This window comes from Microbacterium sp. LjRoot205, from assembly GCF_056175745.1.
The window spans coordinates 813,630-837,541 of the sequence record NZ_JBGFFH010000001.1; the positions used below are offsets into that span (position 1 = coordinate 813,630).

15 protein-coding genes are annotated in these 23,912 nt (G+C 67.7%); 9 read left to right on the plus strand and 6 right to left on the minus strand.

The annotated features are described in order from the left end of the window. Window positions 1–4: 4 nt before the first annotated feature. On the minus strand, window positions 5–268 hold the full coding sequence (locus AC04ME_RS03980; protein WP_042542249.1) for a glutaredoxin domain-containing protein: 264 nt from the start codon (window positions 266–268) through the stop codon (window positions 5–7). A gap of 99 nt (window positions 269–367) precedes the next feature. On the opposite strand from AC04ME_RS03980, the gene AC04ME_RS03985 reads away from it, so the two are divergent. After that, a complete protein-coding gene (locus AC04ME_RS03985) occupies window positions 368–760 on the plus strand; it encodes an SIP domain-containing protein (RefSeq protein WP_042542250.1) in 393 nt (130 codons plus the stop codon). An 85-nt stretch (window positions 761–845) separates the two neighbouring features. Here the strand turns inward: AC04ME_RS03985 and AC04ME_RS03990 are convergent, their stop codons facing one another. Next, entirely contained in the window at window positions 846–1,304 is a 459-nt protein-coding gene (locus tag AC04ME_RS03990; protein ID WP_042542251.1) for an FAD synthase family protein, read from the minus strand. A gap of 97 nt (window positions 1,305–1,401) precedes the next feature. On the opposite strand from AC04ME_RS03990, the gene AC04ME_RS03995 reads away from it, so the two are divergent. The 8 genes from AC04ME_RS03995 (at window position 1,402) to AC04ME_RS04030 (ending at window position 16,165) form a co-directional block, all read left to right on the plus strand. After that, the gene (locus AC04ME_RS03995; protein WP_396654546.1) at window positions 1,402–2,643 is read left to right on the plus strand and encodes a glycosyltransferase; all 1,242 of its coding nucleotides are present in this window, start codon (window positions 1,402–1,404) and stop codon (window positions 2,641–2,643) included. A gap of 102 nt (window positions 2,644–2,745) precedes the next feature. Beyond that, window positions 2,746–3,954, plus strand: a complete 1,209-nt coding sequence (locus AC04ME_RS04000) for a lipopolysaccharide biosynthesis protein (protein WP_311879887.1) — start codon at window positions 2,746–2,748, stop codon at window positions 3,952–3,954. A 59-nt stretch (window positions 3,955–4,013) separates the two neighbouring features. After that, on the plus strand, window positions 4,014–5,345 hold the full coding sequence (locus tag AC04ME_RS04005; protein ID WP_475433678.1) for a hypothetical protein: 1,332 nt from the start codon (window positions 4,014–4,016) through the stop codon (window positions 5,343–5,345). Then, complete coding sequence (locus AC04ME_RS04010) at window positions 5,329–6,606, plus strand: O-antigen ligase family protein (RefSeq protein WP_475433679.1); 1,278 nt, start codon at window positions 5,329–5,331, stop codon at window positions 6,604–6,606. The genes AC04ME_RS04005 and AC04ME_RS04010 overlap by 17 nt, the downstream gene beginning before the upstream one ends. Window positions 6,607–6,663: 57 nt before the next feature. After that, window positions 6,664–7,314 carry a hypothetical protein gene (locus tag AC04ME_RS04015; RefSeq protein ID WP_157550032.1) on the plus strand — a complete coding sequence of 217 codons (651 nt, stop codon included), beginning with the start codon at window positions 6,664–6,666 and terminating at the stop codon, window positions 7,312–7,314. A gap of 110 nt (window positions 7,315–7,424) precedes the next feature. Beyond that, a complete protein-coding gene (locus tag AC04ME_RS04020) occupies window positions 7,425–12,758 on the plus strand; it encodes a PKD domain-containing protein (RefSeq protein WP_475433681.1) in 5,334 nt (1,777 codons plus the stop codon). Window positions 12,759–12,889: 131 nt separating this feature from the next. After that, window positions 12,890–13,471: a CDP-alcohol phosphatidyltransferase family protein gene (locus AC04ME_RS04025; protein ID WP_327037341.1), complete on the plus strand. Its 582-nt coding sequence runs from the start codon at window positions 12,890–12,892 to the stop codon at window positions 13,469–13,471. A gap of 288 nt (window positions 13,472–13,759) precedes the next feature. Beyond that, window positions 13,760–16,165, plus strand: a complete 2,406-nt coding sequence (locus AC04ME_RS04030) for a right-handed parallel beta-helix repeat-containing protein (RefSeq protein ID WP_475433682.1) — start codon at window positions 13,760–13,762, stop codon at window positions 16,163–16,165. 132 nt (window positions 16,166–16,297) lie between these two features. On the opposite strand, the gene AC04ME_RS04035 is transcribed toward AC04ME_RS04030, so the two are convergent. The 4 genes from AC04ME_RS04035 to AC04ME_RS04050 form a co-directional block, all read right to left on the minus strand. Beyond that, window positions 16,298–21,013 carry a PKD domain-containing protein gene (locus AC04ME_RS04035; protein WP_475433683.1) on the minus strand — a complete coding sequence of 1,572 codons (4,716 nt, stop codon included), beginning with the start codon at window positions 21,011–21,013 and terminating at the stop codon, window positions 16,298–16,300. 64 nt (window positions 21,014–21,077) lie between these two features. Further along, window positions 21,078–21,695, minus strand: a complete 618-nt coding sequence (locus AC04ME_RS04040) for a hypothetical protein (protein ID WP_475433684.1) — start codon at window positions 21,693–21,695, stop codon at window positions 21,078–21,080. Between the two features lie 188 nt (window positions 21,696–21,883). Beyond that, on the minus strand, window positions 21,884–23,023 hold the full coding sequence (locus tag AC04ME_RS04045; protein WP_311879870.1) for a glycosyltransferase: 1,140 nt from the start codon (window positions 23,021–23,023) through the stop codon (window positions 21,884–21,886). Window position 23,024: 1 nt separating this feature from the next. Beyond that, a complete protein-coding gene (locus AC04ME_RS04050) occupies window positions 23,025–23,912 on the minus strand; it encodes a hypothetical protein (protein ID WP_197065936.1) in 888 nt (295 codons plus the stop codon).

Below are 23,912 nucleotides of genomic sequence, written 5' to 3' on the forward strand. Positions count from 1 at the left end.
CAGGTCAGATGAGCGAGAGCTCCCGGAGCTTCGACTCGACGTCCGCGTTCGACGGCTCGACGTGGTGCGAGGAGTCGGGGTAGAGCACCACGGGGATGTTCATGCGGCCCGAGATCTCCTTCGCGATGTCGGCCGCCGAGGGGTCGGCGACGAGGTCGACGTAGGTGTACTCCACGCCGAGGGAGTCGAGTTGCTTCTTGGTGCGGATGCAGTCGCGGCACCAGTCGGCGCCGAACACGGTGATCGCGGAGTCTGCGGGAGAAGTCATGCTTCCAGCGTAGAGCGCCCTGGCTGGGCGGGCGCCGAGCGGAGGGACGCCATCGATCGATCATTGCTCACTAAGGGTAGCCTTACCTATACTGAGGGCATGAACAGCGCGTGCGAGCATCTCGAAGACCCCGACTGGGAGAACATCGAGGGGGTCGTGCTCATCGCCGGCGACTCGACCGACGCCGGAGCCATCGCCGCCATCGCCGCACGGCTGCCCTGGGATGCCGAGGGGGTCATCCTCCTCGAGGCGGCCGCACGCATCCAGTTCCGCCACATCGACGTGCCCGAGGGGGTGTCGGTGCGCTGGCTGCTGCGCGGCGACGGCATCCGTCAGCATGCGAAAGGCGAACGCCTCGCGAATGCCGTGCACTCGTGGTGCATCGAGTGGACGTGCGCGGAGCCCGCGCTGCAATGGACGGTCTGGCTCGGCGCGCATACGCCGCCGCACGTGGCGCGGATGGCACGCAGTCTGCTCGGCGTCGCGAACTGACGCCGCGGGCGCAGCGTCAGCGGTCAGCGGTCAGCGGTCAGCGGTCAGCGGGCAGGGACGCGGGCGCGGGGTCCGCGGACCCGATTCAGCGGGTCGCGAGCGCCGGAGCGCCGACGGTCGCGCCGGCGCTGATCGCATCGAGCGCGCGGCGGAGCGACGAGCTCGACGTGTGCGCCGTGTACGGGAAGTACACGACCTCGACGCCCACCTCCGCGAACTCCCGCTCGAGCCGCAGGCCCTTGTCGGTGCCGCGCCAGTCGTCGCCCTTGAAGAAGTGCGTGAACTGCACGTCTCGCCACGAATCCATCTTCGACGGAGTGGTCTCGACGTAGACGTCGTCGACGAACGAGATGTGACGGACGATCTCGGCCCGCTCAGCGGTCGGGATGACGGGCTCGATGCCCTTCACCTGCCGCAGCATCTCATCGCTGACGACACCGGCGACGAGGATGTCGCAGTGCTGCTTGGCGTGACGAAGAAGGTTGAGATGCCCGACGTGAAACAGGTCGAAAGCACCCACGGCATAGCCGATGCGCGTCCCCATGATCTCCCCAGATCAGTATTTCCCCAGAGGCGGATCCCCATCCGCCCAGCGACTCCCACAGCCGCATCCCGTCACTCTAGCAGGTCGTCGTTTCCTCATGCATAGGAACACATGGAACTATGGAGTCCGCAGTGCTGTCGGCACAGGGGAGGGGCGCACAGTGGGGACATCGGTCACCGTCATCGTGCCGACCTTCAACGAGCGTGAGAACGTCGCCGAGCTCGTCGCACGCACCGCCGTCGCGCTCGCCGGATACGACGCGGAGATCCTCTTCGTCGACGACAGCACCGACAGCACCGCCGCCGAGGTCGAGCGGGTGGCCGCCGACGCCCCGCTGCCGGTCAGGGTCATCCACCGCACGGACAACACCGGCGGACTCGGGGGAGCGGTCGCCGTGGGCCTCGAGGCCGCGGCATCCGATCTCTGCATCGTCATGGACGGCGACCTGCAGCATCCGCCCGAACTGCTTCCTGCACTGGTGCGCCGGCACGACGAAGGCGATGCCGATGTCGTGGCAGCCTCGCGCTACATCGGCGGGGGCGACATGAGCGGTCTGGGCACTGCCGTGCGGTTCGGAGTCTCTCGGTCGGCCACGTGGCTGACGCGAGCGATGTTCCCGATCCGTCTCGCGCGCAGCACCGATCCGATGACCGGCTTCTTCCTGGTCGACCGCTCGCGCCTCGACCTCTCCGCCCTCAGGCCGCAGGGCTTCAAGATCCTTCTCGAGATCCTCGCCCGCACCGATCTGCGCATCGCCGAGGTGCCGATGGAGTTCGGCGAGCGCCGCCACGGAACCTCCAAGGCGAGCCTGCGTCAGGGGGCGACCTTCGTCGCGCACCTGGCCAGACTGCGATTCGGCAAGATGTCGCTCTTCGCGATGATCGGTGTGATCGGGGCGGTCGCCAACCTCGGCATCATGTGGCTGCTGACGCTGGCCGGTGTGCCCTACATCTGGGCGGCGATCATCGGCGCCGAGGTCACCATCATCGGCAATTTCATCCTGCAGGAGCGATTCGTCTTCGCGGATATGCGCACGGATGCGCGAGGGCTGGGCGGCCGCTTCGCCGCGTCGTTCACGTTCAACAACGTCGAGGCAGCGCTGCGCATCCCTGTGATGGCATTGATGGTCGAGACCTGGCATATCTCGAGCGTCCTCGCGACGGGACTGTCGCTCATCGTCGCGTTCTTCGCGCGCTTCCTCTTCCACTCCCTGGTCGTATATGCGCCGAAACGGCGTGTGAAGGCGGACGCGACGACGGGCGAGCCGAAGCCGGACACCGCGACCGTGCGCATCATCCGGGCGATCGACGCCGAGGCGATGAAGCCCGGCGAGCTCTGAGGTCGTGTCGAGTCGGATCACTGTGCGGCGCGCCGGGTCCCCGCGGTAGACCCGAACTCGTGATTCGGTCGTGCGTGCGAGGATGTCTGGCGGGGAGGCGAGATGAAACGCAAGGCTCTGGGGGCCGTGATCGCGCAAGCGGCGCAGGCGGGAATAGGTCTGCTTCTGCAGATACTCGTCGCGCGACTGCTCGGGATCGACGAGTACGGGCGCTTCGCGATCCTGTACGGGGTCGTGATCGTCGCGACGGCCGTGGTGACGGGGCTCATCGGCGATTCACTCGTCGTGCTGGAGCGTTCGCAGCGTGCGATCCGGGCCGGTCTGCAGGCGATGCTGCTCATCACGTCGGCGGTGCTCGCGGCTGGTGCGTTCCTGACCGCCTGGCTGACGGGCTTCTCGGATGCGCTCGAAGCGGCGATCTTCGCGGTCGCCCTCGCCGCATTCGCCGTCGAGGAGATCGTGCGGCGGCTCCTTATCGCGCACATGTCGTTCGTGCGCACCGCCGCCACCGATATCTCGGGATTCATCGTCGCGCTCGCGATCATCCTCGCCGTGAATGCGACCGGCACCCTCTCGCTGGGGGTGTTCCTCGCGGGCATCGCTGCGGGGCAGATCGTCGCGACAGTCATCGGCTGGTTGCTCGTGCCCCGCTCCGATCGACATCTCGTCGGACTCCGCGGTGCCGCGATCGCCCCTGTCTGGCGCTATGGCATGTGGCGGGGGCTGCAGCAGGTGCTGCGCCCCAGCCTGTTCACGGTGCTGCGCCTGCTGGTGCTCGCGGGCGCCGGACTCACCGCGGTCGGCCTGCTCGAAGCTGCGCGCACGTACACATCGCCACTGATCCTGGTGATCGGTGGGCTCTCGTCGTTCCTGTTCGTGCGCTTCGCCGACCAGCACAGAGCAGGCACGGGAGGCTCCGTCCGTGAGGCGGACCGCGTCGTGGGCTTCCTCCTGATCGGCACGGTCCTGATGAGCGTCGTCGCCGTGGCGCTGGTTCCCTGGGTGAGTCCGCTTCTCTTCGACGTCGAGGTCGATCCGCTCGCGGTGGTCGCCTGGCTCGCGTATGGGATGTCCGTCGCGATCGTCACCCCGTACGGCGCACTGGGAGCGGTCGGAGGCAAGCAGGTGGCGGTGTTCCTGATCCGCCTCTCGGACACCATCCTCGCGATCATCGCCGTGATCGTGATGCTCGCGTGGGGAGCGGAACCGTCGACTCTCCCGTTCGCGCTCGCGGTGGCGTCGATGCTCGGCGGTCTGGGGCTGCGGTGGCTCGTCGTCGCCGACGGTCGGACCGAGAGGCCGCCGCGGTAACAGGTGGCCGCGGGGCGAATGGTAGGTTTAGGCCCTGTCTTCGACTGAGGGGGTTGGCGATGGAAGATGTTCCTTACGGACGTATTCTGCGCGAGGGATGGGTGGTCATCGTCGTGCTCGCGGTGTTCGGGGCCGGCATGGGGTGGCTCGTGACCAAGATGCTTCCAGAGACCTATGCGGCGACGTCGACTCTCCTGCTGCGCGTCGACTCGACCGAGGCATCGCTGTTCGAGCGCAACCAGTTCAGCCTGGCGCGCATCAAGTCGTATCCGCCGCTGGTCGACAGTCCGGAGGTCATCGACGCCGTACGCGACGACCTCGACCTCGACGACGACGAGTACCCCGACCGCGACATCCGGCGAATGGTCTCGGCCGAGAACACGGCTGACACCGTGCTGCTCGTGGTCCGCGCCGACGCGCCGACCGCCCAGCTCGCAACGGACATCGCCAATTCGGCCGCGACCCACCTGTCCGAGTTGATCGGTGAGACCGAGAACGACGAGGATGACGCGCGCTACACCGTGGCGCTCGATCAGGTGCTGCCGGCGGTCGCACCGCTTGCTCCGATCTCGCCGCAGGTGACGGCGATCACAGGGCTCGGCGGCATCGCGGGTCTCGCGCTCGGAGCGATCGTCGCCGTATACCGCACCACGACCAATCGGCGTCTGCGCACGATCTCGGATGTCCGACGCTCGTCCGGCCTTCCCGTCATCGGGCAGATACCGAGACGCAGCCGTCTGCGCCAGGACGCGAACTCCGGAGCGGCGGTCGCCTACGAGGAAGCGGCAGGAAACCTCGTCGCGCTCGCCGGAGGCGGCGTGCGCACACACGTGGTCGTCCCGGCCACAGACGACGCGATTGACGACGAGGCGGTCACGGGGATGCTCGAGGCCCAGCGGCTGATCGGCGCGACCGCGTGCGTCGTGGACACGAGAGAATCGCACGTGAAGGGCCACGGTCACACGCTCAACGAGGTGCTCGAGGGCGAGCCGATCTCGACGGGTGAGGAGACCGACGCGGTCTTCGTCGCCGACGATCCCATCCCGCTCGAGAAGCTGGTCTCGGCGCTTCCCGGCATCATCGCGGCCCTGCATGAGGCCTTCGACGTGGTGGTCGTCGTCTGCGATCCCGGGGCCTCGGCGCTCATCGAGAAGCTGGCGGGTCCGGGGGCGGGTGTCATCATCAACGTGAAGCACAACTCCACGTCCGCGACCGATCTGGTGGCCGTCACGACGCGCCTGCGGGTCATGGGCGTGCGCCCGGTGGGCGTGGTGATGCTGCACACGGGTTCGAGGTCCCTCGGCTCCATCGCCGAGTCATGGCGGATCTCCGACCGTGATCCGGCTCCGGTTCTCGCGGGCGCCGGAGGCTCGCATGCCCGCTCTGACTGACACCCGTCGCCAACCCCGGCAGCAGTCCGCTCACCACCCGAGCACCGCGCGGGTGACGGCGGTGTGCGCTCTCTACGTGCTGATCATCGTCAGCGTGATCCCGTGGCGAAGCGCGACGATCTACTCCGGCGGTGCCGATGGAGTGGTGGTCGCCAAGGCGTTCATCGCTGTGCTCGCGTTCGCCGCCACCCTCGCCCTGGCCGCGCGGACACGCGAGCGGGTCGCCGTAGGGATCGCCCCTGCATGCGTGATCGCCCTCGCCCTGCTGGTGAGTGTGCTGGGTTCGGTTCTCGCGGGCAACGACTCCGCGACGATCATCCTCGTCGGCAGGATGTTCCTTGTGATGGCCACGATCCTCTTCCTGCTCACCACCGTCCCCTGGGTGACGAGCATCGTGTGCCTCCTCGCAGCGATGGCCTCGGTGGCGGTCGTCGCCGCCGTCACGGGCCTGCCGAGCCTCGCGGCCAGTGGTCGCCTCGGCGGAGGCATCCCGGAGATCCATCCGAACGAGCTCGCGGGACTCGTGGCCGCGCCGATCATCGGACTGGTGATCCTGATGCTGCGCAACGGCGTGCGGGTGTGGCGCCTGCTCGCCGCGGTCGTCCTGGTGGGGATCGCCGTGGCCAGCGGATCGCGGACCGGGCTGCTCGCGATCGTCGTCGGAATCGGCGTCGCCGTTCTGGTCAACGGGATCCGCGACCGCAGCGTGCTCTATCTGCTTCTCGGAGCTCTCCCGCTCGGTTACGCCATCGGCTCGTTCACCGACGTGTTCGGCAGCCTGGCCACGAGAGCGGGTTCCAACGACACGTCCACCGCGCTCGACTCGCGCTTCGACGTGTGGAGGGTCGTGCTCGGCTGGGACTGGGGTGAATGGCAGAAGTGGATCGGCATCGGGCTCTCGGCCAAGAAGATCCCCGTCGACATCAAGTGGCGTGACGAGCAGGTGCTCGACAGCAGCTGGGCGTCGCTGCTCGCCCAGACCGGCCTCATCGGCACGGCGCTGATCGCGGCACTCATCGTGTGGTGCGTGGCGAGCGCGCTGATCTCGTCTCGGCGTCGGTGGCTCGTCACGCCGTTGCTGACGCTCGTCATCATCCGCTCCGTCACCGAGAGCGGGCTGATCGACAGCGCTACGGCCTTCATCCTGTTCTTCGTGGTGGCCTCGCTGCTCACACATCGGTCGCGACATGCGGACGACCCCGTGGGACCCGAATACGATCGGGTCGACGGGCGCAGGTCACACCACCTGAGTCTCACCTAGAATGTCGGTATATCCGTGTCATCGACGCGGAGAACCGGTGCGCGGAGGAGGGGACCAGTGTCTGAGTCGCTCAACGAGCCGCGTCGGCGGATGGGGTGGCGAGGATGGGCGATCGCCGGCGTGATCGCGGCGCTCCTCATCGGCGGAACGGTCTGGGGTGTGCTGGCGAACAGCGACTCCAGCGAGGGGAATCCCGGCGCTTCGGCATCCCCCGGCGCCACGGGCAGCCCGGGGCCGACACCGACGCCTCAGCCCACTGAGTTCGAGACGCCGTCGCCCGGCTCCACCGACGCGGTCGTCAAACCCGACGCGGGCGATGAGGTGCCGATCGACGAGCCGGCGCCGCCCGTGCAGGGCGTCGTCTCAGAGGTCACGGCGCTCGAGGCCATCACTGCCGGCAACGACATCCCGGGAGAGCCGAGCGGCCCGGCGATTCAGGTGACGGTGCGGCTGACGAACGAGTCGGACGAGGCTGTCGATACCGCAGGCGCGAACGTCACCCTCACGTACGGCGGTGACGACAGACTTCCCGCAGCCGGTCTCACGGGAGACGCCTCGTCGGTCTGGCCGGCATCGATCGCAGCGGGCGACAGCGCAGAAGCGATATTCCAGTTTGCAGTTCCCTCTTCTCCTGAGGGGGACCTGCGTGTTACCGTCGATATATTGGCCTCTGCGCCAAACGTCATCTTCGTAGGCCCACGACCCTAGGTCGTCAGCACCGAGCGACGTAATACTGGGGAATCATCGTTCGGTGCCGATGTAGGGGTCGCGCACGAACGGTCCATCATCTGGGGAGATGAACGATGGGCACTACAGCAATGTCTTGGGGACGCCGCGGACGCGGTGCATTGATCGCGATCGCGGTGACGCTCGCCGTCGCCTTCGGATCGCTGGTGACGATGTCGCCCGCGCAGGCGGACGTGAGTCCACCGGCCGGAGAGGCCTCGACGGTCACCGCTGATTCGCTGCCTACGGTGCAGATCAACGGCATCGTCTGGGATCAGGCCGTGGTCGGCAACGTCGTGTACGCCGCCGGCAAGTTCACCAGCGCACGCCCCGCAGGGGCGGCCGCCGGAACGAATGAGACGCCGCGATCGAACCTCCTGGCCTACGACATCCGCACCGGGGTGCTGATCGCGTCGTTCGCGCCGTCGATCAACGGCCAGGTGCGTCAGGTCGAAGCGTCGCCAGACGGCACTCGCCTCTACATCGTCGGTGACTTCACGACCGTGAACACCCAGACCCGCAACCGCGTGGCGGCGTTCGACCTGCCCAGCGGAAACCTCGCGGCGTTCAACCCGAACTCCAACGGCGTCACCTCGGGTGTCGCCGCGACCAACGACACCGTGTACATCACCGGGACGTTCGGTCGCGTCTCCGGCAACGACCGTTCCGGCGCCGCAGCGTTCACCCGCGCCGGCGCTCTGCTGCCCTGGGCCCCGGCGCTCGAAGGCCGGCAGGGTCGTGTCGTGACCGTCTCTCCCGCGGGCGACAAGGTGGTCCTCGGCGGTAACTTCCAGACTCTCAACGGCAGCTCGAACCCGGGCTACGGCCTGGCCATGGTCTCGGCATCCGACGCCTCCCTGCTGCCGTTCTCGGCGAACAACGTCATCCGCAACGCCGGACTCGACGCGGCGATCCTCTCGCTCAAGTCGTCCGGCGACGACATCTACGGCACCGGCTACGTGTTCGGCGCCGGTGGCAACCTCGAGGGCTCCTTCCGCGCATCGTGGTCGAGCGGCGACCTCGTCTGGGTCAACGACTGCCACGGCGACCAGTACGACGTGGAGCCGATGGGCGACACCGTGTACGCGGCCGGTCACTCGCACTACTGCGGCAGCCTCGAAGGCGGTTTCCCGCAGAGCGACCCCTGGTCCTTCTACCGCGGTCTCGCGGTTTCGAAAGACGTCGCGCGGACGACGCCCTACGGACTGAACCTCGGATACTACGACTTCGGCGGCAACCCGGCGCCCAAGCTGCTGCACTGGTTCCCCGCTTTCAACGCGGGCAACGTCAGCGGCGCATCGCAGGGCCCGTGGTCGGTCAGCTCGAACAGCGAGTACCTCGTCTACGGCGGTGAGTTCACCCGGGTGAACAACACCGGTCAGCAGGGTCTCGCCCGCTTCGCGGTGACGTCGAAGGCGCCCAACGCGCAGGGACCGATCCTCTGGAACACGGCCTGGCCCGCCTCGTCGATCGCCCTCACGGGCGGATCGGTCCGCGTCAGCTGGCCGCTCAACTACGACCGTGACAGCGAGTACCTGAAGTACGAGGTGCTGCGCGACAACGCGGTCGTCAAGACCTATGAGAACGTCCGGTCGAAGTCCGCCGACTGGGGGCTCCCTCCGATGGCGTTCGTCGACACCACCGTCACGAACGGAACCACGTACACGTACCGCGTGCGTGCCACCGACAACGAGGGACACTCGATCCTCGGTGGGACGACGACCGTGACGGCATCCGGATCCGCGGCCCCGAGCGCGTACCGCACCGCGGTGCTCGATGACGCACCGTTGAACTACTGGCCCCTCGACGACTCGTCGGCCACGCTCTCGTATGACTGGGCCGGCGCATCCGACCTCGCCGTGCGCAGCGGCGTGACCCGCGGAACCACCGGTGCCATGCTCTCGGACTCGCGCAGTGCGTCGAGCTTCGACGGGTCCGGCGAGGGCTTCGCGTCGACGACATCGGCGATCGCCGGTCCGAACACGTTCGGCATCGAGGCCTGGTTCAAGACGACCACCACCAACGGTGGAAAGATCGTCGGATTCGGCAACAGCTCCACCGGCACCTCCGGCAGCTACGACCGCCACGTCTACATGGAGCCGAGCGGACAGGTCACCTTCGGTGTCTACCCGGGGTCGTCGCAGACGATCAGCTCGGCCAGCGCGTTCAACGACGGGCAGTGGCACTACGTGTCGGCGGGTCTGAGCGACGGCGGCATGGTGCTCTACATCGACGGCGTCCGCGTCGCCCAGCGCACCGATGTCACGTCGGCGCAGGCGTACAACGGCTACTGGCGAGTCGGAGGCGACAGCCCGTGGTCGGGAGCAGCCTTCTTCCCCGGTCAGATCGACGACGTCGCCATCTACGGCGCCCCGCTGACCCGCGAGCAGGTCGCTTCGCACTACACGGCATCCGGTCGTGAGCTCGAGGGATCGACCGCTCCGGCTGACGCGTACGGCGCGGCCGTGTACGCCGCAGACCCGGCGCTGTACTGGCGACTCGGCGAGTCGACGGGCGACACCGCAGCGGATGCCTCGGGCTACAACCAGAAGGGCACCTACTTCGGCAGCGTCAGCAAGGGCGCCGACGGAGCCCTCGCCGGTGTGACCAACAAGGCGGCCTCGTTCGAGGGTGGCCAGGTCATCAGCCAGAACTCCTACACGAACCCCCGCTCGTACTCGCTCGAGGCATGGTTCAAGACGAGCACGACCACCGGTGGCAAGATCATCGGCTTCGGCAACAGCTCGAACGGCAACTCCTCGGGCTACGACCGTCACGTCTACATGACACCGGACGGCAAGCTCATCTACGGAGTGTGGGTCGGTTTCGCCGACACGCTGCAGACCTCCGCGTCGTACAACGACGGCCAGTGGCACCAGGTGGTCGCCACGCAGGGCGCCACCGGAATGCGCCTCTACGTCGACGGCGTGGAGCAGGGGTCCAACGGCCAGACGAACGCTCAGGACTACACCGGGTACTGGCACGTGGGCGGCGACGTCACGTGGGGTCCGGGCGACTGGGAGTTCGACGGATCGATCGACGAGGTCGCGGTCTACCTGTCGCCGCTGTCCGGAACGACCGTCTCGCAGCACTACGCGCTGGGAACCACGGGAGCGCCCGCGAACATCGCACCGACGGCGAGCTTCACGAACACCATGACCAAGCTCGGCCTCGCGGTCGACGCGAGCGCCTCCGCGGATGCCGACGGCACGATCGCGAGCTACAGCTGGAACTGGGGCGACGGAACGCCTGCGGGCACCGGAGCCACGGCGACGCACACCTACGCGGTCGCGGGCTCCTACACGGTGACCCTCACGGTGACGGACGACAAGGGCGCGACGGGCACGTCGACGTCCGTCGTCGAAGCCGTCGCGAACCAGGCGCCGGTCTCCTCGTTCACCTCCGCCGCCACCGACCTGAAGGCCGATGTCGACGCGAGCGCCTCGCAGGACACCGACGGCACGATCGCCGGCTACTCGTGGAACTGGGGTGACGGCTCGGCGGCCGGATCGGGCAAGACCGCGACCCACACGTACGCGGCAGCGGGAACGTACACCATCACGCTCACCGTGACCGATGACGAGGGAGCGACGTCGCAGACGACGGCGTCGATCACGGTCACGGCGCCGGTGGGAGCGGTGACCTACGCCACCGACTCGTTCAACCGCACGGTCGCCAGCGGCCTCGGTACCGCGAACACCGGGGGAGCGTGGACCCTGTCGAACACGGCATCCAACTACCTCGTCAGCGGCGCCTACGCGGCGTTCCAGCAGCCGGCCGGAGGAGCGCAGCGGTACGCGTACCTCACGGGAGTCTCCTCGACCGACACCGCAGTCGACGTCGACGTGGTGCTGCCGCAGCTCCCGACCGGGGGCAGCGCGTACTACACGGTGGCCGCACGTCGTGTGGGCACGGAGGACTACCGGTCGCGGGTCATCGTCTCGCCGACCGGCGGGGTCCAGCTGCAGCTGCAGCAGACGGCTACCGTCCTGACGACCGCGTCGACCGGGCTGACCGTGAGCGCCGGTGACGCACTGCACGTGCGCACCGAGGCCACGGGCACCTCGCCGACGACGGTCAGGGCCAAGGTGTGGAAGGTCGGCACGGCTGAGCCCGCGAACTGGACCTCGTCGACGACGAGCTCCACCGCTGGTCTGCAGTCGGCCGGACACGTCGGTCTCGGTGTGTATCTCGGCGGCTCGGTCACCAACGTGCCGTTCCAGACCCGGTTCGACAACTTCTGGGCAGGATCCACGACGGGCGGCCCGACGCCTCCCGCCAACCAGGCGCCGGTCGCCGCATTCACCAGTTCGGTGAGCGGGCTCTCGGCCACGGTGAACGGATCGACCTCGACCGACGCCGACGGCACCATCGCCTCGTACGCCTGGGACTTCGGAGACGGAGCCACGGCCACGGGCGTCACGCCCGCTGCGCATGCATATGCTGCCGCAGGCACGTATCAGGTGAAGCTGACGGTCACGGACGACAAGGGCGCAACCGGAACGGTCACCAAGGCGGTCACGGTGACGGCGGGCCCGGCCAACCAGAACCCTGTCGCATCGTTCACGGCGACTCCGACCGATCTCACGGTCGCGGTCGACGGCACGGCATCGACGGATCCTGACGGCTCTGTCGCCTCGTATGCGTGGAACTTCGGTGACGGGTCGACCGCCACCGGGTCGACGGCTTCGCACCCGTATGCCGCAGCGGGCACATACACGGTGACGCTGACGGTGACCGACAACCTCGGCGCGGTGAACACCGTGACGAAGTCCGTGACGGTGGTCGCTCCGGCCGGTGCGGCCTTCGCCGCCGACGACTTCGGTCGGGCGAACGGCACGCTCGGGACGGCCCAGACCGGTGGTGTCTGGACGCAGACGAGCGGAGCGGCGAACGTCGCGATCGACAACGGGGCAGCGAAGTTCACGACGCAGGCGGCGGGGCAGACTCGCACGGCATCGTTGAACTCCGCCACCTCGACGAGCACGGATCTGACGTTCACCGTGACCGCGCCGGCGATGCCGGCCGGAGCGCGCGTCTACGTCGCGGCACTCGCTCGGGTCGTCGGGTCGGATGACTACCGGGCGCGGTGGCTGATCGGTGCCGACGGATCGGTGACGGCACAGCTCGCCCGCGGTGGCACGGCATTGGTCTCGCAGAACATGGCGGGCTTCACGTTCGCCGCCGGAACGGTATATAACGTGCGGGTGCAGGCATTCGGCACGGGTACGACGACGCTCCGGAGTAAGCTCTGGGCGGCGGGAACGACGGAGCCGGCTGCCTGGCAGCTGTCCACGACCGATTCCACCGCAGCACTGCAGACCGCCGGTTACGTCGGGATCTCGACCTACGCGGGATCCGGCTTCACCAGTGTTCCGTACACCCTGACATTCGACGACTTCCGAGCACGAGGAGTGACGCCCTGACTTTCGCAGATTCGTACCGGAGCCTCGCGGCCGCCCAGAAGGGGCGTGCACGCGGGGCTCCTGCGTACTCGGTCTTCATCAACCGTCCCGTCGGCCGGGTCATCGCAGCCGGCGCATTCACCGCAGGGCTCGTGCCGAATCAGGTCTCTCTGATCAGCGCGGCCTTCACCTTCACGGGGATCGTGCTCCTGGCGACGGTCCCGCCGTCGATCGTGCTCGGGATCATCGTCTGGCTGCTCCTCGCGGTCGGCTATGCCTGGGACAGCGCAGACGGTCAGGTCGCGAGGCTCCGTGGAGGAGGCTCGCTCGCGGGGGAGTGGCTCGACCACGTGCTGGACTCCACCAAGCTCGTCGCTCTTCCGCTCGCAGTCGCCATCGGCTGGTACCGGTTCTTCCCGCTGCCGTCGGACCTCTGGCTTCTGGTGCCGCTCGGCTTCGCAGTCATCTCGACGGTGACGTTCTTCGGGATGATCCTGAACGACCTGCTGCGCGGCAAGAAGGGCGTTGCGCAGGCGGCTCAGGCCGGTGGGTTCTCACTCGGGCGCTCTCTGCTCGGGCTTCCGACGGACTACGGCATCCTCTGTTTCGCGTTCGTGCTGTGGGGCTGGCCGCAGGCTTTCATGCTGATATACAGCCTCCTCGCCCTCGCCGCGCTGCTGTACTTGGCCGCCGCTCTGGCCATATGGTTCCGGAAGATGTCAGCGCTCGGCTGAGCCCGCACGCGCTCCGAACGCTGACAGTCTGTAGACCAGTATCAGCGAATCCTCAGCCACTGCGCAGGGAATTCAGGCTATTGTCTACGTCAATCCGCCACCGAAGTCGGATGTCGTAGCTGCCACACCCGACCCTGCAGTGACGAGAAGCACATCGGAGACCCTCCCCCCATGCGTAAAAACTCCCTCCCCCTGATCGCAGCTTTATCCGCACTACTCCTTCCCTTCGCCTCCGTGGCCCCCGCCGCGGCCGCAGAGAGCTCAGGCGTGGTCCTCATCCAAGACTCGATGACGCGCACCGTCGCCAAGGGCCTGGGGACCGCGCCCGACGGCCGAACGTACGACGCCTCACCGCTGACCTCGATCTCGGTCGCGAACGGCAAGGCGAAGCTGTCCGCCGCCGCGCCGGGTGCCACCGTGACCGCGCGACCGGTCGGTCTCTCCGTCCGCGACTCCACTCAGTCGACGGTCTTCACGCTTCCGCAGCTGCCGAAGTCCGGTTCGGGTGTGTACGTGAGCCTGCAGTCGCGACTCACGGCCGACGGCTTCTATCAGACGCAGGTCCGCGTGGATCCGAAGGGCGTGGTGCTTCTCGAGACGCTCCGCGTGAACGCGGGGGTGCAGACGAGCCTCGGCCACGCGTGGGTTCCCGAGCTCCGTGTGAAGGCCGGCGTCCCGTTCGTCCTCGAGACCCGCCTCGCTGGGACGACCGCAGTCACGGTCGATGCACGGGTGACCGCGGCAGGAACGAAGCCGACCACGTGGAAGCTCTCTGTCACCGATCGCTCGGCGAAGCGCCTCGCGGCCCAGGGGCGCGTGGGGGTGCGGCTCTATGTCTCGCGGAGCACACCCGCGCTGGCAGCTCTCTTCGATGACCTCACCGTCACCGCGAAGGCGACGACGACGCCTGCTCCGCCGACGACTCCGACGACTCCGACGACTCCGACGACGCCGACGACTCCCACGACTCCGACGACACCGACGGCTCCCGCCGGTGCGGCCGGAGCGGCCCCGGTCTGGAACGTCGCCGGCGCGAGGACGGGCGCGGGATCGGCGCTCGTCGGAACCACGAAGTATCCGGTTCCCGCTGGAGCGCTCTTCGTCAGCCCGAACGGCACAGCGGCCGGCTCGGGTACCTCCGCGGCCCCCTTCGCCACGGTCCAGGCCGCGGTCGACCGGGCGCCTTCAGGTTCGACGCTCGTGCTTCGCGCGGGCTCGTATCACGAGACGGTCGTGATCCCCGCGGGCAAGAAGATCACGATCCAGTCCTATCCGGGTGAGGCAGTCTGGTTCGACGGCGCCTCGACCCTGAAGAACTGGCAGGCTTCCAGCGGTCGCTGGTTCAGCGCGGACTGGAAGTACGACTTCGATTCGACGCCGTCCTTCACCAAGGGCGAGGCCGACGGAACAGAACCCGGCTGGCGGTGGCTGAACGCGGCGTATCCCATGGCCGCGCACCCCGAGCAGGTCTGGATCGACGGCGCCGCTCAGGCCGAGGTCTCTTCGCTGGCGGCACTGAAGCCGGGCACCTTCTTCACCGACGTGGCGAACGACCGGCTCTATCTCGGGAGCGACCCTGCAGGCCGTACGGTGCGCGCGTCGACTCTTACCAAGGCGCTTTCGCTGCGCGGGGAAGGCGCGGTCGTCCGAGGCATCGGCGTCCGCAACTACGCGACGTCCGTCTGGATGATGGGCGCCGTCACCGTCGAAGCGCCGAAGGCGACGATCGAGAACGTCGTGATCTACGACACGGCGTCGACCGGACTCTTCGTCGGCGCCTCGAACACGACGGTGCGCGATGTGACGCTGGCTCGCAACGGCCTGATGGGGCTCGGCGCCAACTACGCTGACGCGCTGACGATCGATGACCTCCTCGCCGTCGAGAACAACGCCGAGCACTTCAACACATCGCCCGTGTCCGGCGGCGTGAAGATCGCGAAGTCGCGGGGAGTCACCGTGAGCGATTCCGCCCTGCTGCGCAACGACGGCCCAGGGGTGTGGCTCGATCAATCGGTCTACGACGTTCGCATCACAGGATCCGACCTCGTCGAGAACAGGGGTGCCGGCGCTTTCCTCGAGTTGTCCCAGAAGATCGATTTCGTCAACAACCTCGTCCTTCGGAACGCGGGCAACGGCGTCAAGATCAACAACACCGGCGGCGTGAACCTGTGGAACAACACGATCATCGGCGGTGACCGGGCTGTGAACATCGTGCAGGACAGCCGCAGCTCCACGGATTCGTCCGTCCCGGGACACAACGCTCGGCGCCCGTTCCCGGATTCGACGATGCCGTGGCTGATCCGCGACATCTCGATGGGGAACAACGTCATCGGTGAGAGCGCCGGAAACTGCACGGTGTGCGTCGAGGACTACACGCACCGGTACACCCCGGCCGACCTCAACATCCGCTCGGACGGAAATGTGGTGCAGCGGAACAGCGCTGCGGCGCCCACTTGGTTCGTCATCTGGTCGCGTGGCACGGCCAATGTGAACCCGTATGTGTTCACGACGTGGGCGGATTACCGGACGACGACAGGGCAGGACGCGAACTCCACCGCGGTCGAGGGCAGGAAGGCGACGGATGCCTCGGGAAGGCTGCTCGCGGGTGTGACGGCCCCCGCCAGAGGTCTTCCGGCGATCGTGGCGACGATCCTCGGATCGACGACACCCACGATCGGGGCCCGGTTCCCCTGATCGCGATCCGGTTCCCCTGATCGGGGCCCGGTGCCCCCTCATCGCGACTCCCGACCTTCGGTGAGGGCGTGTCATCAACCCAGAAGGGCCGAGGCGGTGATCGCCTCGGCCCTTCGTGTCACGGATGACTGACTACTGTGCGGGTCCTGCCCAGAAGTCGTCGTACGTGTAGACGACAGGCACGGCCGTCGCGCTGGACGACAGGTAGCTGTTCACGCCCACGTAGCCGGGGGCCTGCAGCGAGGCCGTGGCATCGGTCGTCGAAAGGGTCCACGCTGTCGGTTCTGTGGTGGCGGTGCGCCAGACCTTCGCCTTGAGGGTCGTCGGGTTGGTGCCCGTCACCTGGAACTTGACGCTCAGCTGGTCGGCGCTCGTGATCGTCAGACCGGGGACGGTCGTCGACGAGAGGACCGTCTCGACCCCGGCGATCGTCTTCGTCAGCCAGAGGGACACGACGCCGTTCGACGCCACGCGGAACTTCGCCCGGTAGTCGTTGGCAGTGTCGATCTGTCGTCCGAGAGCGGAGAAGTAGAACCCGCCACCAGTGGACGGCTGGTTGAAGGCCACCGTGAACCGTTCCTCGGTGTTCGTCGACGGCGTCGAGCCGGCGAGCGAGGCCGAGTAGTTGTTCCCCGCCGACAGGGTGACGGTTCCGCCGGTGCCGTTGACGGCGAACTTGCTCAGTGCCGTCGCGCTGGTCGGGAACATGGTCCACGCGCCGCCGGTGGTGGTCGCGGTGCCCCATCCGTTGGTGCCCGTCCGGGTGAAGGCATCCTGCGCCCACACCTGCGGTGCCGCGACGGTGACCGACTTCGTCGTGGTGGCTGTCGCCCCCCGATCGTCCGTCACCGTCAGGGTCACGGTGTAGGTGCCCCCGGCTGCGTAGGTGTGGGACGACGTCGCACCCGAAGCGGTGCCGCCGTCGCCGAAGTCCCAGGCGTAGGACTCGACGGTTCCGTCCGCATCCGCTGAGCCCGAGCCGTCGACAGCCACAGCGAGGTTCGCCACCGAGGTGGTGAAGGCCGCAGAGGGTGCCTGGTTCGGCGCCACGGTGACGTCATGCGTCACGGTCGCCGTGCCACCTCGGTTGTCCGACACCGTGAGCTTCACGGTGTAGGTGCCGGCGCTCGCATAGGTGTGGGACGCCGTCGCTCCGGATCCGGTGCCGCCGTCACCGAAGTCCCAGGCGTAGACGTCGATGGTCCCGTCAGGGTCCGTCGATGTCGTGGCATCCACGGTCACTGCGAGCAGGTTCGCCGCGGTCGTGAACGCCGCCGTCGGATCCTGGTTCGGCGCCAGCGTCGTCGTGACGGCCCGCGTCTTGGTGGCAGTGGCGCCGTTGTCGTCCTTCACCGTGAGAGTCACGGTGAAGTCGCCCGCCGTCGCGTAGGTGTGGGTCGTGGTGGCGCCGGTGCCGGTCGTGCCGTCACCGAAGTCCCACTCGTACGACGCGATCGTGCCGTCGGGGTCGGACGATGCCGATCCGTCGAGCGCGACGTCGAGGTGATCCGTGGTGGCGCTGATCGCCGCGGTGGGAGCCTGGTTAGGGGCGACCGTGACCGACCGGGTGAGGGTGTTGACGAGCGAGGTGCTGTCCGTCACCTTCAGCGTGATCGTGTAGGTGCCCCCGGCGGTGTAGACGTGCGACGCCGTCGCCCCCGTCGCGACCGTGCCGTCACCGAAGTCCCACGCGTAGGCGAGCGGCCCTCCGTCGGCATCGGTCGACGTGCTCGCGTCGACGTCGATCTTCAGTTTGTCGGCCACCGAGGTGAATGCCGCCACCGGTGCACGCCCGGGAACGGTGCGGCCGCTCGCTGCGAAGTGATCGCGAACCCGCTGCTCCGAGAGCACCGAGGGGTACACGGCGACCTCGTCGAGTGTTCCGGCGATGTAGTTGCTGGACGTGCTGCCCCACGTCCTGTCCGCGCCGATGCGCCAGTATCCGCGGTAGTTCTCCGAACCCGCCATCGAGTTGCTGCCGACGAGCTGCGTATCGAGCCACAGCCTCATCCCGTCGGCGCCCTGAGTGGCGACCACGTGGTGCCATTGGCCGTCGTTGTAGGCGGTGGGGGTGACCAGGGTCGTCTGCGGCTGACCGCTTCCGAACTGCACCTTTCCGTCGCTCTGCATGATGACGTGTCTGTCGTACTGGGTGCTGAGCCCGCTCGTGGCGTTGCCGAATCCGATCAGCGTGCCGCCCTTGTTGCTCGTCGTCTTGAACCACAGCTCTGCGCTGTAGGTGGTCGGCGCCGTCCAGGGCTCCTGCGCGACCACGAGCGCGGTCGTGCCGTTGAAGGTGGTCGCGGTTCCGGTCCCGATCGCGGACGTCTGCCCGCGGGTCACGGTGCCGGCGAGGTTGCCCGTCGTCCCGCCGGAGGCGGAGTCGACGATGGTGCCTGCCGCCGTCTCGTTGAGACGCCAGTAGAGATCCGGCTTGTCCGTCGACACCGCGGCGCCGTAGACATCGGTCGGAGCTGCGGTCCACGCGGCCGAACGCCCGCTCGCGAGGTAGTGCGACTGGATGTCGGCCGGAGTCAGGGCGGACGGGTACACCGCCACATCGTCGATCGTGCCCGCGAGACCGGCGTTGGTCGGCTTGTTGGTGAAGCCGTTCGTCTGGTCTGCGCCGATGCGCCAGTAGCCGTCGTAGATCCTCGGCGAGGTGCGTGCCTGATCGCGATCCACGCGCTTGCCGTCGACGAAGAGCTGCATGCCCTCGGCGCCCACGGTGCCCACGATGTGGTGCCAGTTGCCGTCGTTCACCGCGGTGCGGCTGAAGATCGTGCGGTAGGAGCCGTCGTTGATCGCGAAGTTCGCGCGTCCCGAGTTGTCGAGGTAGAGCACTCGGTCGGTGATCCCCGACGTCGACGTGCCCGTGGCGGAGTCGCCGAAGCCGACGATCCGCCCGCCCCTCGTGTTGGTGGTCTTCACCCACGCCTCGACCGTCGCGGCCGGCGTCGCGGTGCTGACATCCTGCGTCGTCATCTTGGGCGTGCTTCCCCCGGCAGAGGTGATCGCCGCGTTGGAGTCGTTGAGCAGTGCGCCCGACGAGCCGAGCGTGAGGCTCGTGGCCGTACCGGGTGCGTTCCCCACGTCGTCGTACAGTCGCGTTCCGGTCGTCTCGTCGAGGCGCCAGAGGTGGCTGGCACCGTTTGCCCTCACTGCTGCGCGGTACGTGGCGGTCGGCGTGCTCGACACGGTCACATAGGGCGACCAGGCGCTCCACTGCACGTTGCCGTCGGCATCCTTGGCCCTGACCTGGTAGCGCACCTGCGCTCCCGGCGTCTGGCCGCTGTCGGTGATGCTCAGGCTCGGCAGGTTCCAGAACCGGCCGTCGGTGCGGGTGAAGGTCGCGATCTTGACGGAGGGGCTGCGGAACACGTCGTACGTGATCGTGGCGTTGTCGCGATCCCAGACGCTGGTGAACGGGACCCTCACCACTCCGGACTCGTTCGAGTACGGCGCGGGGGTGAGGCCGGCGTTGTAGACCGGGGCGACGGCGTGCGGCGAGACGTTCGTCTTGCCGAAGCGGACGAGGCCCTGCTGCGCCACGTTGTTCACCTTCGGGAACTCGCCGCCGAGAACGACGTAGTTCGCGTTTCCGGTGACCGACCATGCGGCTTGACGCGCGCTCGTGTAGGTGCCGAACTCGAGATCGGGGTACCAGTTGAGCTGCTCCGTGTAGGGAAGACCGGTGAAGTCCCACCCGTAGGCGTCCTTCTTGGTGATCACGCCACCCGTGGGCGTGGTGCTCTCGGCGATCGCCTTCACCCAGCGCGAGCGCGGGTTGGTGTCGCCGAAGGCGCCGACGACGCTGCAGTCGTGCTTGTGCGAGACGGAGTAGAGCACACCGCCCTGCGGGAAGCTCGCATACGTGTCACCGAGGCAGTCGTTGAGCCAGTTGATCTGGCCGGTGTAGGGGTCAGCCGCGAAGGTCCCCTCGAAAGATGCTCCTGCACCGAACGCGTACCCGGTGCCGTAGACCTGCGTGCCGTCGGTGCTGAGGCTCGAGATCGCACCGTTGAGCCCGGCGGTCTTGATCTTGTCGGTGGCGGCCCAGGGGAGTGCGGCCCCGGTCGCGGTGTCGACAGAGGCCATGCCGTATGCGGGTGCCCCGTTGAGAGTGGTGAACGAGCCGCCGATGATGACGCGGGAGGAGTCGGGCGACATCAGCATGTCCCACACGAATCCGTCGCCGGCCGCAGACGGAGCCCACGACGTGATCGTCTTGGAGGTGGTGTTCCAGGCCGCCAGCTCGCTGCGCGGCTGACCGCCGCTGGAGCGGAAGTTGCCGCCCACGTAGACAGTGTCGCCCGCGAAGGCGAAACCTCTCACCTGTCCGTCCGTGCGGGGCGCCCAGTCGAGCATCGCGCCGGTGGCGACGTCGAAGGCCGCGACGTGCGCGCGCGCCTGACCGTCGACGGCCGTGAAGTCGCCGCCGAAGTAGACCGTCTTGCCGTCGGGGGTGACTCGTACGACGAGTCCCTGAGCGTCGAAGGAGTGGCTGAAGTTCGGAACGGGGTTTCCCGTGGTGATGTCGAACGCGAACACGTTGTTCGCGTCGATCTCGCCCGGTCCGCCGACGGCGACCCCCGGCGGGCGTGCCTTCGTGAAGCTGCCCGTGACGTACACCGTGTTCCCGGCCACGACCTGACTCCACACGACACCGTTGATCTGCCAGGTGGGCAGGACGTCAGCGGTGACGGTGTTGGGCTGTCCTGGTGTGTCGGCGGACGCTGGCTCGGTGGGCAGAGCGATGAATGCGATCGCGGCGAGGGCTGTCGCGGCGGTGGCGATCGTGGCGATCACGCGACGGAGACGGTCTGCTCCGCGAGCGGTGCGTGTCATGGAGGTTCCTCGTGTCGAGAAGCGGTCGGAATCGGTGGTCGCGGACGGGCTCAGCGTGGACATGTCAGTCGAGCCCTCCGCGGAAGACGGCGGATGTATGGTCGCCGTCGAAGTCGACGACCACGGTGACCTCGTCGCGCGCATCCACGGTCAGCGCGAAGGCGTAGGTCGCGGTGGCGCTCTTGCCTGCGGCCACCGTGCCGGCGAAGTCGGTGACCTCCGCTTCGGCGGCGTAGACGCGCACCGCGGTCGCGCCGCTCGCATCGAGCACCGTGAGCACCGACGTGCCGAGGTCGATCGAGTCGGAGGAGCCGTTGTCGATCGTGATCGTCAGTCGGGCGTATTCGCGGCCCGGAAAGCTCCCTGGTCCCTGCGACGTCTCCTTGCCGAACGACACGTCGTCGATGCGGACGCTGACGCCGTCGTCGTAGGACACGGCATCCGAGGTGTCCGCCGGATCCGCCTTCACGGTCGGTGCATCCGAGTGCCCCGCACGCTCGATCTTCGCGACAGGCTCGTCGGGGGTGGTCGCTCCCGAGTTCGCCGACGGCGCGGAGCTCGCGGACGGTTCAGGAGCGGGAGTCGCCGACGATGTGACCGTCGGATCCGCTCCGCTCGACGGCTCCCCAGTGCCGCTGCAGGCGACCAGGCTCACGCAGAGCGCGAGGGCCGCGATGGACATGCTTGTACGCGCAATCACCATGATTGTCGATTCCCCAGATTCCCCAATCAGGGTTGCCGATGTCGGCCCGTTCAGAACGAGTCGATCGGCTTGCGTCATCCCCAAATGACGCTATCCCCAGTGAGCGCGATCGTATCATGTCCACTGGATGGGGGACAAGAGTCCTGTGGATAGATCTCGCTAGACCTTCAGCGAGGAAGTGCGGCGAGGATCCCGTCGGTGTACCGATCGACCGAGAACGCGTCCGCGACTGCCGAGGAATCCGATACGGCGAGCGTTGCCTGCGAGGGCCAATCGTCGATCTTGGCAGCGATCGCCGCCGCGAGCGCAGCAGCGTCGCCGGGGGCCACGAGCGTCGCGCTCTGCGACGAACTCACTGCTTCCGGCAGACCACCGACCTTACTCACCACCGCAGGACGCGCGGCGAGAGCGGCCTCGACGGCGGTGTTGCCGAACGTCTCGTCGACCAGGGAGGTGATCACGGCGATGTCGCTGCGCGCGAGGTCGTCCCACACCGACGACTTGAATCCCAGGAAGGACACCCGATCCTCGAGTCCGCAGCGGGCGACCTGGGCGCGAAGCTCATCGAGGTATGCCTCGTTGCCGGGGAAGACAGCGCCGACCACGTCGAGACGAACGTCGCGATCCTCGCGGACGAGCGCGTCGAGCGCATCGACCGCCACATGCACGCCCTTGCGATGTGACAGTCGACCGACGTAGAGGAGGCGCGTCGGGGCGGTGAGCGCGATTCGCGGTGGAACGACCTCACCTGGACCGGGGACCGCGTTGTGCACCACGATCGTCCTGTCGCGGACCCGAGGAGCGGAGGACGCCAGGACGCGACGCGTGAAGTCGCTGTTCGCGATGACGCGATCGCTGAACACGAGCGGCAGGTACAGGGCGCGGCGCACGATGCCGGCGACGGAGCCCTCGCCCTCGTGCACGTGACAGACCGTGCGGCGTCGGCTGATGCGGCCGAGGAGGATCCACAGCGGGGGAGTGATGGTGTTCACGATCACCGCGCCGGGGTCGACGCGTCGGATGAGTCTGAGCCCGGGGCCGACGGCCTTGATCGTCGTCACGACCAGCTCCACGAGTCCCCGTGCGTTCAGCAGGCCCTTGCGGACGATCGGCGTCGCGCACTCGACGACCTCGGCTCCGGCTTCCTCGAGCAGCGGCACGAGGGGCCCTGCCATGGGCACGGTCACCACGACCCTCCGCCCCGCGCCGACGAGCGCGCGGACGGTCTCGAGAACCATCCGATCCGAGCCGTAGAGGTCGGAGCCGGGGTTGGCGATCAGGACGACGTTCGGGTCACCCTTCGGCATGTCAGCGCTGAGGCCAGTACTCGTCGACCAGGCTCACCGTCGATGCGATGTTCGCACGGCTGGATGCGCCGAAGACGATCGACTCGAGGTTCGGCAGCGAGGTCACCCATTCGATGGCTTCGCGAGGCGGGATCGCGCCACTCGCATACACCGACATCGCGACGGCACGGAACTGGCGCTTCTCCATGGCGTCACGGTACGCCTCGACTCCGCCGGACATGCGGAACCCCAGCTTGTTGATGTTGGAGCACACGATCGGGTTCTCGACGCCGGCCTTGTCGAGGTCATCGAGCAATCGAGGGAGGTTCATGGTGATGAAACCGGGCTCCGCGTTGTAGCGCTTGCGCACGTGGTCGGCGAAGATCCGGAAGGCGTCGGTGAAGCCCAGACCCGACAGCAGATCGACGACCACGTTCTGCAGCCAGATGACGGGGGTGTCGAGCCCCTCGAACATCTTCATCTCGGCGTCGATGAGCAGGGTCGTCACGCCTTCGATGTCCTTGCGAGCGAGCGACGACGTGCCGCGCGCGATGCTGTCGAGCAGCCCTTCCTCGGGGAGGAACTTGCGGATCGCGCCGAGGAACCCGTCTTCCGTCACAGCGTTCGCGTACTTGTGCGCATACGGCATGCACGGGAAGAACGTCATGTCCGCATAACGGTCCGGATGTGCGCGGACGTGGTCGGTCACCTCCGAGATGCGATCATGCGTGGTGCACATGAACGTGTGAACGCCCTCGTCGTACGCGGCATCGAGCACCCCCATGATCGCACCGGTGTCCTGGAACCGCATCTGCTGAGCGCGGGCCTTCTCTTCGGACATGTGATTGACGCCGAAGAACTGGTTGTCACCGAACAGAAGCCGGTCCATGGTTCGCGTGGGTGTCGTCAT

What these genes read in the sequence shown, in the direction of transcription:
- AC04ME_RS04020 (WP_475433681.1), top strand. Translation starts at nt 7,425, where the DNA reads ATGTCTTGGGGACGCCGCGGACGCGGTGCATTGATCGCGATCGCGGTG.
- AC04ME_RS03990 (WP_042542251.1), bottom strand. Translation starts at nt 1,304, where the DNA reads ATGGGGACGCGCATCGGCTATGCCGTGGGTGCTTTCGACCTGTTTCAC.
- AC04ME_RS04045 (WP_311879870.1), bottom strand. Translation starts at nt 23,023, where the DNA reads ATGCCGAAGGGTGACCCGAACGTCGTCCTGATCGCCAACCCCGGCTCC.
- AC04ME_RS03980 (WP_042542249.1), bottom strand. Translation starts at nt 268, where the DNA reads ATGACTTCTCCCGCAGACTCCGCGATCACCGTGTTCGGCGCCGACTGG.
- AC04ME_RS03995 (WP_396654546.1), top strand. Translation starts at nt 1,402, where the DNA reads ATGCATAGGAACACATGGAACTATGGAGTCCGCAGTGCTGTCGGCACA.
- AC04ME_RS03985 (WP_042542250.1), top strand. Translation starts at nt 368, where the DNA reads ATGAACAGCGCGTGCGAGCATCTCGAAGACCCCGACTGGGAGAACATC.
- AC04ME_RS04050 (WP_197065936.1), bottom strand. Translation starts at nt 23,912, where the DNA reads ATGACGACACCCACGCGAACCATGGACCGGCTTCTGTTCGGTGACAAC.
- AC04ME_RS04000 (WP_311879887.1), top strand. Translation starts at nt 2,746, where the DNA reads ATGAAACGCAAGGCTCTGGGGGCCGTGATCGCGCAAGCGGCGCAGGCG.
- AC04ME_RS04035 (WP_475433683.1), bottom strand. Translation starts at nt 21,013, where the DNA reads ATGACACGCACCGCTCGCGGAGCAGACCGTCTCCGTCGCGTGATCGCC.
- AC04ME_RS04040 (WP_475433684.1), bottom strand. Translation starts at nt 21,695, where the DNA reads ATGTCCATCGCGGCCCTCGCGCTCTGCGTGAGCCTGGTCGCCTGCAGC.
- AC04ME_RS04010 (WP_475433679.1), top strand. Translation starts at nt 5,329, where the DNA reads ATGCCCGCTCTGACTGACACCCGTCGCCAACCCCGGCAGCAGTCCGCT.
- AC04ME_RS04030 (WP_475433682.1), top strand. Translation starts at nt 13,760, where the DNA reads ATGACGCGCACCGTCGCCAAGGGCCTGGGGACCGCGCCCGACGGCCGA.
- AC04ME_RS04005 (WP_475433678.1), top strand. Translation starts at nt 4,014, where the DNA reads ATGGAAGATGTTCCTTACGGACGTATTCTGCGCGAGGGATGGGTGGTC.